The organism is Bacteroides sp. ET489 (genome assembly GCF_030518095.1).
GTDB classification, from domain to species: Bacteria; Bacteroidota; Bacteroidia; order Bacteroidales; family Bacteroidaceae; genus Bacteroides; species Bacteroides ndongoniae.
The window spans coordinates 59075-75303 of record NZ_JAULLJ010000006.1 but is presented as its reverse complement, the minus strand read 5'-3'; the positions used below and the strand labels follow the sequence as shown (position 1 = coordinate 75303).

The 16229-nt window shown below is 46.0% G+C and carries 9 protein-coding genes and 1 pseudogene; 8 read left to right on the top strand and 2 right to left on the bottom strand.

From position 1 onward, the window contains the following. The 5 genes from Q3C19_RS05075 to Q3C19_RS05055 are packed head-to-tail and all read left to right on the top strand — an operon-like array spanning position 1 to position 7166. On the top strand, positions 1–1740 hold the full coding sequence (locus Q3C19_RS05075) for a RagB/SusD family nutrient uptake outer membrane protein (RefSeq protein ID WP_302727628.1): 1740 nt from the start codon (positions 1–3) through the stop codon (positions 1738–1740). A gap of 28 nt (positions 1741–1768) precedes the next feature. After that, a complete protein-coding gene (locus tag Q3C19_RS05070) occupies positions 1769–2227 on the top strand; it encodes a SusF/SusE family outer membrane protein (protein ID WP_022019552.1) in 459 nt (152 codons plus the stop codon). A 24-nt stretch (positions 2228–2251) separates the two neighbouring features. After that, positions 2252–3580, top strand: coding sequence for a hypothetical protein (locus Q3C19_RS05065; protein WP_022019551.1), 1329 nt, complete (start codon positions 2252–2254; stop codon positions 3578–3580). A gap of 6 nt (positions 3581–3586) precedes the next feature. Then, on the top strand, positions 3587–5002 hold the full coding sequence (locus tag Q3C19_RS05060) for a glucan 1,6-alpha-isomaltosidase (protein ID WP_302727624.1): 1416 nt from the start codon (positions 3587–3589) through the stop codon (positions 5000–5002). A 34-nt stretch (positions 5003–5036) separates the two neighbouring features. Next, positions 5037–7166, top strand: coding sequence for a glycoside hydrolase family 97 protein (locus tag Q3C19_RS05055; RefSeq protein WP_302727622.1), 2130 nt, complete (start codon positions 5037–5039; stop codon positions 7164–7166). Between the two features lie 639 nt (positions 7167–7805). Here the strand turns inward: Q3C19_RS05055 and Q3C19_RS05050 are convergent. Both Q3C19_RS05050 and Q3C19_RS05045 read right to left on the bottom strand, forming a co-directional pair. Further along, positions 7806–8372, bottom strand: a complete 567-nt coding sequence (locus Q3C19_RS05050) for a lysine exporter LysO family protein (RefSeq protein ID WP_302727744.1) — start codon at positions 8370–8372, stop codon at positions 7806–7808. A gap of 75 nt (positions 8373–8447) precedes the next feature. Next, positions 8448–8672, bottom strand: a pseudogene (locus Q3C19_RS05045) (LysO family transporter); the annotation flags it as partial. Between the two features lie 108 nt (positions 8673–8780). Between Q3C19_RS05045 and Q3C19_RS05040 the strand changes: the two are divergent. The 3 genes from Q3C19_RS05040 to Q3C19_RS05030 all read left to right on the top strand — a co-directional run bounded on the left by Q3C19_RS05040 (position 8781) and on the right by Q3C19_RS05030 (position 16200). Further along, the gene (locus Q3C19_RS05040) at positions 8781–9386 is read left to right on the top strand and encodes a ribonuclease HII (protein WP_277120781.1); all 606 of its coding nucleotides are present in this window, start codon (positions 8781–8783) and stop codon (positions 9384–9386) included. Positions 9387–9534: 148 nt separating this feature from the next. Continuing rightward, positions 9535–12414 (top strand): response regulator, encoded by a 2880-nt coding sequence (locus Q3C19_RS05035; RefSeq protein ID WP_302727617.1) that lies wholly within the window; start codon positions 9535–9537, stop codon positions 12412–12414. A gap of 570 nt (positions 12415–12984) precedes the next feature. After that, complete coding sequence (locus tag Q3C19_RS05030; RefSeq protein ID WP_302727742.1) at positions 12985–16200, top strand: hypothetical protein; 3216 nt, start codon at positions 12985–12987, stop codon at positions 16198–16200. The last annotated feature ends 29 nt before the right edge of the window (positions 16201–16229 follow it).

The following is a 16229-nucleotide window of genomic DNA, read 5'->3' as shown; positions in this document are numbered from 1 at the left end:
ATGAAAGTCTTAAAAAAGATATATATAGCCGCAACGGCATTAGCTACCGTGTTTGCAACCGGTTGCACCAATTTGGATGAAACCCTTTACGACCAAGTGGGTTCCCAGAACTATTACAATACCCAGATGGATGTGGTACGTGCTACATTCCGTCCTTTTGAACATGCTTTCTGGAGCATACAGTCTCGACATGTTTTGAACGAACTCTCGGCCGATCAGTTGATAACACCGACGCGTGACGGTTGGTGGGATGACGGAGGGCGCTGGCGCCGTTTGCATTACCATACGTGGACGATTGAAGACGGCGATGCGCAGACTGAATGGAACGGATGTTTCCAAGGTATCATGCAGGCCAACTATGTGATTGAAGACCTCAGTTCGTTATCGCCCGAGAAATTTGGTTTTACGGATGACGAGTTCAACAACCTCAAGGCACAGTGCCGAGCATTACGAGCTTGGTTTTACCTGAGATTATTGGATGCTTTCCGCAACGTCCCGTTGGCAGTAAGCTTCAATGATGTATCGTTGAACTCTGAAGGACAAGTAGAGCCGAAAGTCATTTTTGAATTCATTGAGACGGAGCTGAAAGAATGCTTGAATTTGCTGACCACGAAAGAGACGTTGGGAGGTAATCAAGGTATTCAGGGACAATGGACCAAAGCAGCGGCTGCCTCTTTGTTGGTACGGCTTTACCTCAATGCAGAGACCTATATCGACGAAAACCGCTATGCCGATTGTGCCACTTACGCTCAGGAAATCTTGGACGGCAAGTATGGCAAGTACGAATTGGCTGCCACTTGGGATGCTCCGTTCGATTGGAATAACGAGACATGCGACGAAGTCATCTTTGGATTCCCTGCATCACAGGGCTACTCTTATTGGCACTATCAAGGCGATACCTATTGGTGGACTGTGCCGGCGCGCATCCGTTTCTACTTCAACGACTCCAAGGCAAAGGCGGGTGATCATAACTGTAAGTATGCTGCTTCACCCAGCTATGACTTGAGTGGCAATTTGTATGAGTACACGTTGGGTATGCCTATCCAGAAGTTCCGCAAATATCCTGAAGATGAACGTTTGAAATTGTATAGGAACTTGGGCAATAATACTCGTGAAGGAATGTTCCTTTACGGCAAACTGCCCTACACGGATGAAAACGGTGAACTGAAGTATGTACCTTCTCCTAATTCAGATTATGATTTGTGTATCCGCGATGCCGTTGGAAAGTTCCACGGACTTCCCGAAGGACAGTATCCAGACGACAAGACCAGTAACCTCACAACGGGCGATCACAATTCAGGATGGCACTTCTGTAAGTATCCTTTCTATAGTGACGAAGATGACCAGCAGTTGGAATCTGACTTTACTGAAATCCGCCTGGCTGAGATTGTCTACTCATTGGCTGAATGCAAATTCCGCCAAGGTGATGTAGAGGGAGCGGCCAAGTTATTGAACAGTGTGCGCAAGCGCAACTATCCGGCGGAAAGCTGGACACGTAACCTTTATGCACCCGAAGGACAAGCCCAACTTACTGAGAGCGAATTGCTGGATGAGTGGGGACGCGAGTTCTTTGCTGAAGGACGCCGCCGCATTGATCTTATCCGTTTCGGACAGTTCAACAGTGGACGTTGGTGGGATAAGGAGGCTGATTCCGATAATCATACCGAGATTTTTGCCATTACGCGCGACGTGCTGAATGCTAATCATAATTTGAAGCAAAATCCTGGATACGACAAATAAATTTTATAACTAAAAAAGACTTATTCTTATGAAACAGCTATATCATTTTGTACAAGCAGCCGTGTTGCTGCTGACCATAGCCTTGGCTGGTTGCGAAGGAGAAAAAGACTTGATTGTCATCGAAGGAAATCTGCCGATTAAAACCGAAACGTTTTACATGGTAGGCGATGCCACTCCAGCAGGGTGGGATATCAGCAACCCTACGGCTTTGACACCGACGGAAGCTGATCCGTTGATTTTCGTGTATGAAGGGCATCTGAACACCGGCGAGTTGAAATGCTGCTTGGTGACGGGCAGTTGGGATGCACCGTTCGTACATCCTACTACGCAAGGACGTGAGATAAACCAGAGCGGCATCAATGCCGAAGTATTCTTGATGTACGCCGGAGGCGAAGATTTGAAGTGGAAGGTTACCGCTGCGGGAACCTACAATCTGACCTTCGACCTGCGCAACTGGACCATCTCGGCATCTTATTTGGGCGAATAATTACTAAAACGATTTGTATGGTATATGAACTTCGTTTTTAGACTATTCTTATTGGGAAGTTTGCTTCTGGCAAACTTCCTCCCCGTCCACTCCCGCGACAGCAAGTTTACCCGCAAGGGCAGCGGTCCGATGTATTGGATGGCCTACGAGTATTGCTACGACAACAACCGGCCTCTGCCCGAAGACCGTTACAAGAAAAACATCGATTGGATGGACACGCATCTGAAAGCGTATGGCTACGATATGATATGCACTGACGGGTGGATAGAACAGGCGCAAACGATAGATGCCAACGGATACATCACCAAGTACAACAGTGATTGGCAGCATGACTTCAGCTATTGGAGTGATTACATCCGTGGCAAAGGGATGAAGTTCGGCGTCTACTACAACCCGATGTGGCTGACACGTGCCGCGTGGGAGCAAGACTGTCCGGTGGCAGGCGCGGAAACCACCGCCCGCCAAATCGTGGGGAAGAACAGTTTCAACGCCGATTTGTATTGGGTGGATACCGCCCGTCCCGGAGCCGAGCAGTGGATAAAGGGATATGTGCGTCATTTCATCGACTTAGGGGCCACTTACCTGCGCATCGACTTCCTGGAGAATTACGAGCGGAACTACGGTTCGGACAAATACGTGCAAGCCTTGAAATGGATTAAGGAGGAAGCAGGCGATGAGATTTTCATCAGCCTGGTGATGCCCAACTGTTTCAGTCACGGCAAGAACGAAATACCGTATGGCGACATGATACGCATCAGTGACGATTGCTTCAAAGGCGGATGGGACTTTGTGAGTGGACGCCGGAGGGGCGAACGTCAGGAAAACTGGCCGCAATACGGCAATGCGTTCGATGGCTTCATCGGATTCTCTGACATAGCGGCCCCCGGCCGGTTGATTATGGACGGAGATTTTATGCGCATGAACACTATGGCCGATGTGGACGAACGCCGTTTCCTGTTCTCGTTGATGGTTGTCACAGGGTCTGCGCTGGCCGTTTCAGACCAGTTTGACACGGCGACGGAGGAGTGCTTGGAGGTCTATCGGAACAAGGAGCTGATAGAACTGAACAAGGCTGGCTTCTGTGCCCAACCGTTGTCCCGGGATGTCAAGAGCAAAGACAGTTCCCGCTGGATTGGGAAATTGCCTTGCGGCGATTGGATTGTCGCTTTTTTCAACCGTGAAGATGCAGCGGACGAATACCGCATCGATTTCGGGAAAGAACTGGGCATCGAAACGGGAAAAGCGGGAAATGTGCGCGACCTCTGGACACATCAGGACTTGGGCGCTATGGAAGGCTCCTATGCTGTGACGTTAGAGCCTCACAGTTGCCAAGTAATACGTATAACAAAGTAATTAGGGATGAAATTGGCAACAGTTTTCAATATGGGTATTTTGATGATAGTCCTGGCATTCCTTTTAGGAGGATGCCAGGATTCTGGAAGCGGTTCTTTGCAGGAGCCGCAGGAGCCTGAAACGGACATTCACGTCTACAAAGCCCCGTTGTACTGGAGTGTGTACGAATATTGCTGGAACCAGAGCAAGAACGGAGTGGCCAATGAGGATATGGACATCAGCCCGGACGAATGGGACAACATCATCGACTGGGTGGCACGCGACCTGAAGCCTTACGGATACGACATGATATGCACCGACGGATTCATTCCGATGATAGCCGACGATGAATCGGGATATATGACCCGTTATGGAAGCATGCCGCTGGAGGAGCTCATTGCCAGATGCAGGGCAAAGGGTCTGAAAGTGGGCGTCTACGACAACCCCTTGTGGCTGCACGGACCCGACGACACCCCGATACCGGGCACGGACGTGACCTTTGGCGATCTAAAATACAAGTCGGGCGATAAGATAGATAATTCCGGGCATGACGACACTTGGTTCAGCTGGGTGGTAGCTTCACATAAGGGCGCCAAGGAATACATTGACGGATTCTTCAAGCATTTTTCGGAAATGGGGGTGGAGTACATCCGCATGGATTTTTTGAGTTGGTATGAGAATGGCAAAGACCGTAATATGGGTACTGTAGGGCGTGGGTATGGACGCGAAAACTATCAACTGGCCTTGCAGTATATCTGCGAATCGGCACAAAAGTATGGTGTGTTTACTTCGTTGGTTATGCCCCATTTGTTCGACCATGCAGACTTGGAGAAACGTTACGGGAACATGGTGCGCATTGTGGCCGATACGGGCGATGGGGGATGGGGACATTTTTCTGCCAATGAGCGTGGAAAGATTTACGGTTCCTGGCCTGCCAGTATGAATATGTTCGACGGGTTTCTTCACTTCTCTGATGTGGCCGGACGAAACAATGTGATTCTTGACGGTGATTTTATCCGTTTGAATACCTTTGGTACGGATGAGGAGAAGCAATCAGTCATCTCGTTGCAACTGATGGCGGGAGGCCCTGTGACCGTAGCTGACCAATATCACACGATAGGTGATAACCTCCGTTTTTATCAAAACAGTGAACTGCTGGCCTTGAATACTGATCGTTTCGTAGGGAAACCGCTTACAACCGATCGATGGGATAGCCGGAGCCAAATCTGGTACGGACAACTTACTAACGGTGATTGGGTGTTGGGGCTTTTCAACCGCGAAGACAATAAGCAAAAGCGTGCTGTGGATTTCACAGAATTGGGTATTGAAGGCAGCGTGAGCGTGCGTGACTTATGGACACATACTGAAGAAGGAGAAGCTTCACGGTTGGAAGTGGAATTGCCTCCGCATGGCTGTAAAATCGTAAAACTGAGTAAAAAATGAGAAAACTTGAGTATTCATTTTAAACCCTTACAATATGAGACATTTTTTCAAAACCATCTGCTTGGCCTTGTTTGCTCCTTTTATAGGATTATTTGCACAGGCACAGGAAAACACAGTACAGTCGGTCACATCGCCCGATGGAAACCTGATTCTTCGTTTCGAATTGGCCGAAGGAGGAGTGCCACGTTACTCGTTGCGATACAAGGACAAGGATGTGATTAAACCCAGTGGTATGGGTTTCAAACTGAAGGACGGAACAGCGTTAGTTGATTATTTCAGGCTGGTGAAAGCTTCTCAAAGTGAGAAAAATGAGACGTGGAAACCTGTGTGGGGTGAAGAAAACGAGATACGCGACCATCACAAAGAATTGTTGGTGGAACTGGAGCAAACCTCTTCCAAGCGGCTGATGAACATCCGTTTCCGTGTTTTTGACCATGCCTTGGGTTTCCGTTACGAGTTTCCGCAACAGCGTAACCTGAGCTACTTCGTCATTACCGACGAATGTACGCAGTTTGCTATGACAGGCGACCACATTGCTTGGTGGATTCCAGGTGATTACGACACGCAGGAGTATGACTACACACGTAGTCGCCTGAGCGAGATACGCGGCCTGATGACCGGGTCCATCACCGGCAACCTGTCGCAAACCAGCTTCTCGCCCACCGGCGTACAGACGGCCCTGATGCTGAAGAGCGACGACGGCCTGTACATCAACCTGCACGAAGCCGCTCTGGTGGACTATCCGTGCATGCACCTCGACCTGGACGACAAGAACTTTGTCTTTACCTCCTGGCTTACGCCCTACCCCAACGGCGACAAGGCTTACATGCAATCGGCCTGCCGCACGCCTTGGCGTACGGTCATTGTCAGCGACGACGCCCGCGACATCCTCGCTTCGCGCGTCACGCTGAACCTGAACGAGCCCTGCAAGCTGGAAGATACATCCTGGATAAAGCCCTGCAAGTACATGGGCGTCTGGTGGGAAATGATTACCGGCAAGAGCGAGTGGAGCTACACTTACGATGCGCCCAACATCCACTTGGGCCAGACAGACTATGCCAAACTGAAACCCCACGGACGCCATGGCGCCACAACCGGAAACGTGAAGCGGTACATTGATTTCGCGTCAAAACACGGCTTCGACGCCCTGTTGGTGGAAGGATGGAACATCGGTTGGGAAGACTGGTTCGGCAACGCCAAGGACGAAGTGTTCGACTTCGTGACGCCTTATCCTGATTTTGACCTGCCGGGCATTCGCGATTATGCTAAGCAGAAGGGTATCAAAATGATTATGCACCACGAAACGTCTTCTTCCATACGCAATTACGAGCGCCGCATGGATGAGGCTTACCGTTTTATGAAAGAAAACGGTTACGATGCTGTGAAGAGTGGCTATGTGGGCAACATCATTCCCGTCGGGCAGAACCACTACAACCAATGGCACGTGAACCACTACCTGTATGCCGTGAAGAAAGCGGCCGAATACAAGATTATGGTCAACGCCCACGAAGCCGTGCGCCCCACCGGCTTGTGCCGCACTTATCCCAACCTTATCGGCAACGAGTCGGCGCGCGGTTCCGAGTATCAGGCTTTCGGAGGCAGCAAGCCCGGCCACACGGCCATCCTGCCCTTCACACGACTGATAGGCGGCCCCATGGACTACACCCCCGGCCTGTTTGAAAACGACATAAAGAAGTACAACCCCAACAACTCTTCGTGGGTGAACACAACGTTGTGCAACCAGCTCTCGCTGTACGTCAGCATGTCGAGCCCGTTGCAGATGGCAGCCGACCTACCTGAAACCTACGAACGGTTTATGGATGCCTTCCAGTTCATCAAGGACGTGGAGGTGGATTGGGACCGGAGCTGGTATCTGGAGGCCGAGCCGATGGAGTATGTCACCGTGGCGCGCAAGGCCAAAGGAAAAGATTTGTGGTTTGTGGGCGGTACCAACGGTGAACAACCCCGTATTTCGGTCATTAACCTCAATTTCTTGCCGGCAGGCAAGTATGTGGCGATCATCTATCAGGACGGTAAAGATGCTCATTATAAAGAGAATCCTCAAAACTATGTCATCAGTACTAAGAAAGTGTCTCCTAAGACGAAACTGAAGATTTGGACGGCGGCAGGTGGTGGATATGCCATCAGTATACGGCCTCAATAATCTTCCTACTATAGGAGGAAGCAATCGTTTGTGTTCTTGCTCTTTTTCTCTTGTTCGTGCAAGTGGGGTAGATGGTTAGTAATGTGGATTGTACGATTGCTTATTTTGAATTTGTTAAATATTCCCCCCGGATGGTTTGTGAAGCATCTCTTTTTGTTTAAATATGGCAAGAAATGCTTTTCAAACCGTCCGTTTTTTTGTTGTTTATGGAAATGTATAGACAATTGAATTCCATTTGACGGATACTTGCATGGCTTAGGAAAGTCGTAACCAAGGAGTAAACTGATACCATGCTGTGAACTAACTGTTATCATGCTGCGAGTTAACTCTTGCCAAGTTGGCTGTAAACTACTGTGGATTGTCTCTGGTTTTATTCGTATTTTTGTGTGTTTCCTGTTTTTAGTCATAATGGCTGAAGCGAAATATTGCCCCTGCCTATAATGTTTTCGTTTGATACTTGTTAGTATTCTCCGAGATAATCGACTAAGAGTAGCCTTTAGCTCTATTTAGTGGTGTGAAGAGTTGTGGCTGCGCATTACCTTTTGCGGTGTAAAGTATTGGATGTTTAGATGCAAATTATTCCTTTCCCCCGATGAAAATATACTATGTTTTCCTATCGGTGGATGTTGTGGGGTGCTTTTAAAGTGAACAGAACAACGTTACGAGGAATGGTACACTGAAGTCCACCGTGAACCCGTGGAAGATGGACACTACGACAAACTCTTGTCCCGAAGTGCGGGTGATGATGGGAAGCGTGGTGTCCATTGTGGTGGCACCTCCGGCCGAAATGGGTGCCAGACGCCCGAACCAGCGTACCAGCAGCGGTGCTGCCAGCAGGGCTATGGTGCCCAGTTCGGCTCCGCGGTATTCGGTGATGAAGATGCTCGACAGTGAGTAGTAGCCGAAGCCGGAACCGATGGCCAGGCAGTCGGTGAGGCTGCGGTGGGTCAGCAGCAGGCTGATGACGGCTGTGCCCGCCAGTGTGCCTGCAATGGTCATGACGGGGAGGAAGATAAGTCGCGGGTTGAGCGTGCGGAAGTTTTTCAGTGTTTGGGGATCGTTGCCGACGCTGATGCCCACGCTGGTCATCAGTGCGCAGAGGGCGTAGAAGCTGATGTGGCTGCCCGGTTGTGCAGGCAGGATATGGAACAGGCTGCTGATGATTCCCAGAACGAAAAAGATGACAATGACAAGGCTGCCTTTCAGGGCTTGCAGGTTGCCGCTACCCTTTGTCGCATCGGAAGAAGTCTGCTCTTGTGCTTTTTTGTGTCTGTTGAGCATGTGCCACAACAGTTTGGCCGCTGTTACACTGCCCAGTGTGCCGCCTATTGTCAGCAGGATGGCTTCCAGCCCGATGGTGTGCAGGCCTTGTATGATATCTTTGTTGCCTCCTGCCTCTACGCCCAGCAGGAAGAGCAATAGCCAGATGAGGATGGTGATGAAATGCTGGATGCCCTTTAAACGGTGTCTGCGTAGCAGAAAACCGGCAACCATTCCCGTCAGCATGAGTCCTATGACTGTGAACATCTTTTATTATTCTTTTGAAAAACGGGGCAAAGATAGCTATTTTTTAGTTGCTTACCTGTATCTTTGCAACTCGTAAACTGTAATATCATGTTACTTCCTTATTTGAATGCCGATTTGATAGAAGCCGGTTGTGATGAGGCCGGACGTGGATGTTTGGCAGGGGCTGTATATGCCGCCGCTGTTGTATTGCCCAAGGACTTCAGGAATGAACTGCTGAATGACTCCAAGCAGCTGACCGAACACCAGCGCTATGCTTTGCGTGAAGTGATAGAGCGCGAGGCAGTGGCATGGGCAGTGGGTGTGGTGTCGCCGGCCGAGATAGATAAAATCAATATACTCAATGCCTCGTTCCTGGCCATGCACCGTGCCATTGACCAGTTGAAAGTTCGTCCGCAGCACTTGCTTATCGATGGCAACCGTTTTAAAAAATACCAGGATATACCGCATACCACAGTGGTGAAAGGCGACGGCAAATATCTTTCCATTGCCGCGGCGTCCATTTTGGCCAAGACTTATCGTGATGATTACATGAGCCGGCTGCACGAGGAATTTCCGTATTATGACTGGAACCGGAACAAAGGCTATCCCACCAAGAAGCACCGCGCCGCCATTGCCGAGCATGGCACTACGCCCTATCACCGCCTGACATTCAATCTGCTGGGCGACGGGCAGCTTTCGCTGGATTTTAAATAATGTTACTATCTTGGAGGCGAGAATGTGCTTGGAAAATAAAAGCCGAGGTAGATTGCCAAGATTAAAATGAGTAAACAAAATGATAATTCATCGTTGGCGTTTTTTTTAATATTAAAAAACTTTTCTGTTTTGTTAAATTCTGCTATTTTTGCATTATGACAATCTCCTTTTGATTATTATAATAAAAAATATAGGATTACTACTTATGCAGCGCCTTATAATACAGATATTAAGTGTTTTACTAATAATGGTAAGCTGTGTCCCATCCGTACATGAAGGAGCTAATATGGATGCAGGAAAGCAGGAAATAGAAAAACTGGCAAAACAGATGGCAAAAGTTGATTCGCTTGACTGCTTCATCCATCAGCATAGGAAGAACAATTACGCCCTTAGTATCGCTTATAAGATAAGAGGAAAGGAACTGCGGGATAAATCTCGTTTCAGGGAAGCTTTGAATGCCCATTATAAAAGTTTGGAATATGCCTTGGCGGCTCAAGATACTAATGAAATCATTCAAGCATACAACAATTTAGGTACAAACTTCAGGCGTATGGGGATTTTGGATGAGGCATCTAACAACCATTATACCGCATTGCGCTATTGTGAAAACTGGAGCGATACAATATCGGACGTTGCGAAAAAAAACAAGGTAGTTTCGCTCAATGGAATCGGTAATATCCATCTGACATTGGGTAATGCTGAAATTGCCATGCAGGCTTTCAGTAAAGCACTCGAAGGAGAAAAGAAATTGGGCAGCTATTTGGGACAAGCCATCAACTATGCTAATATTGGGAGTATATTGGAAACGCAAGGAGAAACAGCAAAAGCCTACATCTATTACCAGGAATCTATGAAATTCAATCGTTTGGCCCAATCCAATTTAGGCATTGCTCTTTGCCATAATCATCTCGGACGTATGGCAGAAAAACAAAAAAATTGGAAAGAAGCTTTGGAACATTACCAAAGTTCGAGCCAACTTATGGAAGAAAACTCAGATCGGTGGCATTGGCTGGAAGCACACATTGCTATTGCGCGTGTGTATTTATTGCAGGATCTGCGCGGGAAAGCCGGGCCTTATATCGAAAGAAGTGAACTGGAAGCACTGAATATCCACTCACCCGAACATTTGTCTGAAATATACAGGTTGAAATCTCTAGCCTGCCAACAGGCCGGAAACTTTAAAGAAGCCATTAGTCATTACGAAAAAAGTTTGGCATATACGGATAGCGTAATGAACGAGAAAAACAAAAACAATACGCTGAACTTACAGATGAAGTATGAGAGGAATAAAGCGCAGAAAATTGTCAACGTGGCTCAAAATGCTTATCGAACAGAGCAGAAATCCAAAAATACAATTCTTATAGGTAGTGTGTTATTTGCTATATTGGCTGTAACTATTATATTGCTTCTGCTATACATTCAGCGCATACGTCTCCGAACTAACCGGCAACTGAAACGTACGATTCAGATGAGAAGTACTTTCTTTACTAACATTACCCATGAATTTCGGACTCCACTTACTGTCGTCATAGGCTTGGCTGAACAGTTGAAAAAACAGGAGTTGGGGAAAAAAGATGTGGACGATTATCTGGATACCATTATCAGACAAAGCCGCAGTCTGCTCGGGCTGGTTAACCAGTTGCTTGATGCAGCCAAATCGGCTCCGGGTATGGAACAGCAGAAATGGGTGCATGCAGATATTGTTTCTTACATCCGGTTGGTTTTGGATGGCTATCGCTGTTATCTGAATGCCAAACATATCCAACTCATCTTCACCACACAAGTACAGACGCTACAGGCAGATTACATTCCTGAATACATCAATAAAATATTGCAGAATGTACTCGGTAATGCTATTAAATTCGCTCCCAAAGAGGGAATGATACAAGTTCACTTGGGCACAGCATCCGATAAGCAGTTGATTCTGCAAATTACTGATAACGGGCAAGGAATATCAAAAGAAGAACTTCCATACATTTTTGACGCATTTTACCAAGGGGCAAACAGCAAAAATAATATGGGTACCGGTATCGGATTGGCTTTTGTCAAGCAAATGGTTGAAAGTATGAATGGAAGTATCACCGCTGCCAACAGCAAAGAGGGAGGAGCCGAATTTACCATCCGGATACCCTTACAGAATCCAAAGGCTCACATTGAAATTCGGGTTGAAGAAAGTGAACCTGCTTTGAGTAGTTTGCCGGAAAACGATGAAAAGCCTGCTGAAGCCTGTGATATAACCGTAATAGATGAAGAACCTTTAGAGAATGCTAATCCGTTGATTCTGATTGTGGAAGATAATCAAGATGTGTCATTCTACATTCATAAGCTCGTTGAGGGCAAGTATCGGATCAGGCATGCACACAATGGATGTGAAGCTTTGAACGTATGCAATGAAAATATGCCCGATTTAATCATTACGGATCTGATGATGCCTGAGATGGATGGATACACCTTGTGCCAAAATATACGCAGTTCACAAACGCTCAACCATATCCCTATCATCATTACAACAGCGAAAAGTGAGGAAACCGATAGGTTGAAGGGAATACAGGTTGGAGCAGAGGCTTATTTATTGAAACCTTTCAATGCCGACGAACTATTGCTGCAAATTGAAAATATCCTGAACCAGCGGCGCATCCTGCGTGAAAAATACTCGAAAGCATTGTGCGAGGGCAATACGGGGAACGTTGAATTGCGTCCTGCCGACCGTGACTTCCTGAACAACTTGACTGAATTTATACATCAGCATTTGGCCGAAAAGGCTTTGAATGCAGAAATGGTTGCCGACAAATTTTGTGTCAGCAAATCGCAGTTGAATCGTAAGATACGAGCCATAACCAATTACAGTACTACGGCTTATATTTTGTTAATCCGTATGGAAAAAGCCAAGCGTCTGTTGGTTTCCACAGAACAGCCTATTGGTGAGATTGCCATGAACTGTGGTTTCGAAGATACCAGTTATTTTACGCGCGTATTCAAACAACTGTTTTCTACAACACCTTCATTGTTCCGTAAAACGCCTCAATAAGGACGTATGTTCATCCCGGATTTGGAGTGAAGTGCGCAAAAGTCATCCGGAAGAATCTCTAATTAATTAGCTAATATTGCATTCGTAACGTAAGTTGTGTGGTTAGTTGAACTGCACATTCACAGTTACTCGCGACTTTTCTAATCTAATAAATGCAGGCTGGTGTGCCTGCAATTCTGCTGTTGTGTCCCTTCTTATTTAACGTTTGCTATTGTTGAAAAAAAAAATTATGCTTTCAAATCTGGGTTCAATTTAGATTGATGGCAAATTTTGAGTTCCAAAACTGTCTGCTTTTTGATAATCAGAAGACTGAATATTTGCTGATGGATGAAAAAAGAATACTGTGTTAGTAGGATTTTTAAGGTCTTGATTATTATTTGTTTATTGAAAAATGATGCTTCAATTTTCCTATTTGTAGGATAGAATTGGGTTTAAAAATCCTTATTCTTGCTTTAAAAATCCTAACTTGATGAAGCGGATTGGGCTACATTTGCATGAAAACAGGAAAATCCTGGAAATATGTTTAACTTTTTAATGTTATGTGCTATGAGAAGAAGGTATCTTAATGTAATGCTAGTGAGTGCCCTATTAATGGCTTCCACTGGAACATTTACCTCTTGCAAAGATTACGATGATGAGATTGCTAATCTGCAGGAGCAAGTGAATCAGAAAGCTTCTATTGAGGAGTTAAGATCAGAAATCAGTAGCGTTGAATCTGCCATTAATAAGGCTGTCGCTGATGCTGATAAAGCAATCAAAGAAGCTCAGGTTGCTAAAGCTGAAGCTGAAGAAGCTTTGGCTCAAGTTGGTGAAAACACTCCTGATGGAGTGACACAGGAAGAATTGGAACAAATGCTGAAGCAAGCAATTGCTGATGCTGAAAAGAAAATTCAGGAAGAGTTGGGCAAAAAAGCTTCACTAGAGGACGTAAATGCGAAAATTGAAGCTTTGAAAGCGGAACTTTTAAGTGATTTTGTATCAGACGAAGAGCTGAATGCTTTGGCTGCAAAAGTATCTCAGTTAAGTGAAGAAGTTATCAGACTGTTAGGCCATCGTCTGACAAGCATGAATTTGGTTCCTACGCAGCATATCAATGGTATTCCTGCCATTATTTTCACTTCGTTGAAATATACTCCGCAGGTATATACTCCTATTAAAGGACATGCTGTAACGGATTATTCTGACCCATTGCATCCAGTAATGACAACACCTGCCGATCACTCCAAACGCCCTGTGTTGGACCATACGGCTGTAGCGGGTGCGAAAGTACGTTATCTGTCTAGTGAGAAGAACGAGGCATATTATCAGGTAAGTCCTAATATGGGTGTCCGTACGCAGGATCTGGAAAGTCTAGCCTTCGACTGCATGACTTCTAAAAACATAACTCGTGCAGCTGAAAGTGACCTGATTAAGCAGAACAGTCCTATTGAAGTGACTGGCTTTAAAATTGATAAGAGCCTGATGACTGTTACTTTCAAGAAAAACAAAGAATTCTTGAACGACCGAATCATGAGCACGGGCGATGCTCACCCGGCACCTGGACAAGAAAAATTCTGGATGGCATCGGCTAAAGCTGCCATTGCTAAGGAAAATCTGGATGCTGAGGAACGGAAAGCTTATGAAGCAGGGACAAAGACCTATGTGAACTCTGAATATTCGCGTATTGAAGAGCTGGTTAAAGTGCCTTATATTGCCAATATCAGAACAGATTTCGGCAAGCCTTTGACTACCGACTATTTTGCTGACGAAGTTCAGACAGATGCCAATGGAAGTTTCTTTGTACACTATCGTGACTCTATTTGTACATATGAATCTTTAGCAGGTAAGGATATTGACATTTATGCAGACTATGCCGAAGAACTGGATCTGAAGAAGTATGTAACAGTCTGTGTTTCTGATGAGGCAGAGGCATGGAAGGATCATGCTCAACACGAACTGTTCAAGAATTATAAGGATTATGGTCTGGAATTCCGCTTCAGTCTGGCAGCAGCTCCATACATCACTTTAGGAGGTCCGGAAGGTAATACCAATAAGACCGACCAGCAGAAGTTTGCAAAAATTGATTCTCCGTCCAATGGTATCATGACATCAAAGGTGTATACAATTGAAGGAACATCTGCTACAGCTATCGGTCGTGAGCCTATTGTACGTGTATCGTTGGTCGACACCAAAAACGGTGATGCATTGGTTGCACAGCGCTATCTGAAAGTAAAATGGACAAGAGAAATTGGTGTGAAGGAAATCACAATCGAGTTTGATCCGATTTGCTATGCTTGTGGCATCCAAAGCCGTGTAACGACTCAGATGATGAATGAATTAATCTACCACCAGGCTAAAGAAGGCGGTATGACTCACGAAGAATTCAAGGCTATCTATACGACATTTGACGAAAATGCTTCTGAACCTTATGGTACGGCTAAGAACGTAATCAATACCGAAGGTGGTGTAGATTCTTATAACATCCTTTGGGATTTGACAACAGAAACCATGGGTAACATCTGGCCGGGTCAGAAGTACAAAGACTTCAGCAAGGTTGTTTACTACAGAAATGATTCCAAGTCTTATCCGGATCTGAAGATTACATTGAAGAGAAGAGTGAACATGCCTGAACTTGGCGTTTGGGGACACTTGGGTACATACTGGAAGACAACAGATCCGAAGTACACAATCTTCAACGTTAACCCGATTGTTTATGATACGGAAGAATCCAACCCGGCATGGGGCGAACTGGAAACAAACGCAGCAGACTGGAAGGATGAAAATGCAACTTGTAACATTTATACCGACTTGTTGAACGGATTCCTGAATGAAGAAGGTACGAAGCCATTATTCGCAGAAGATGCCGTTTGGTATGACTGTGGTAAAGTGAAGGAAGATTTCTATAAGAAACCTTATGAAACCATTCGTTTCGTGTTTGACGATACGCGCATCAATAACTATACTTACCAGTATTACAACCGTTCGGCAATGAAGTATGAGCCTAAGAAGGCAACGGTACAAAATAGACTGGAAACGATTGACGGAACCTCTTACTACGTATCTATATTGTGGATTAACGGTGAAGTTGCTGCCAAGATCATCAATGAAAGAAAGAACTTCTTGAATGCGGCAGAACAGACTTACAACATTCGTCTGGAAGAGGAAAATGCAATCCATGCTCCGCGCACCGGTGAGAAACCGACAGAAGCAGCCAAGGCATTGGTTGGAGCAGATGTTCCGGTTAGAATGGAGGCGGTACTTTGCGATGCAGTTGGCAAAGACTGGAATGTAAAGACTGTGAAGGCTTATGAGGCATTCATCATTGAACCGTTGACTATGAGCGATCCGACATTGGCACCGTTCACTGATGCCCAGGAAGGTGGTTCTCGTATCTCTATAGAAGGTAAATTCACATACAAGGCTTGGAACAATTCTACCGTTGCTAATACAGTCGGGTTGCCGAAAGCACTGTGGGAATTCTATGAAGCAAACGAAGGTGAATGGCCATACCTCGATCTGACTACCGGTGAATTGGATCCTTCGAGACTGAAGACCAACTTGAAGTTAGTTGATGGAAATATTGAACCGGTTGAAGGTTACCGAGATGGTGCATTGCCAAAGAATGTGAAGATTATCAGAACAACTTCTGGAGGTAAAGACGAATTGGTTTACTATAACTACAGCGGTACGCCGGTTAATAAGGAATACATCATTTACATTCCGGTTACCTTTACATATAAGTGGAAGACATTTGTTTACAATGTAGCCGTAACAGTTAAACCTAATCCAGGTACCCCGTCTGTATAGTACATGGGCTAATATCCAATACGTTGGAT

Coding starts and splice junctions, on each gene's coding strand:
- Q3C19_RS05075 (WP_302727628.1), top strand. CDS start 1: ATGAAAGTCTTAAAAAAGATATATATAGCCGCAACGGCATTAGCTACC.
- Q3C19_RS05070 (WP_022019552.1), top strand. CDS start 1,769: ATGAAACAGCTATATCATTTTGTACAAGCAGCCGTGTTGCTGCTGACC.
- Q3C19_RS05065 (WP_022019551.1), top strand. CDS start 2,252: ATGAACTTCGTTTTTAGACTATTCTTATTGGGAAGTTTGCTTCTGGCA.
- Q3C19_RS05060 (WP_302727624.1), top strand. CDS start 3,587: ATGAAATTGGCAACAGTTTTCAATATGGGTATTTTGATGATAGTCCTG.
- Q3C19_RS05055 (WP_302727622.1), top strand. CDS start 5,037: ATGAGACATTTTTTCAAAACCATCTGCTTGGCCTTGTTTGCTCCTTTT.
- Q3C19_RS05040 (WP_277120781.1), top strand. CDS start 8,781: ATGTTACTTCCTTATTTGAATGCCGATTTGATAGAAGCCGGTTGTGAT.
- Q3C19_RS05030 (WP_302727742.1), top strand. CDS start 12,985: ATGCTAGTGAGTGCCCTATTAATGGCTTCCACTGGAACATTTACCTCT.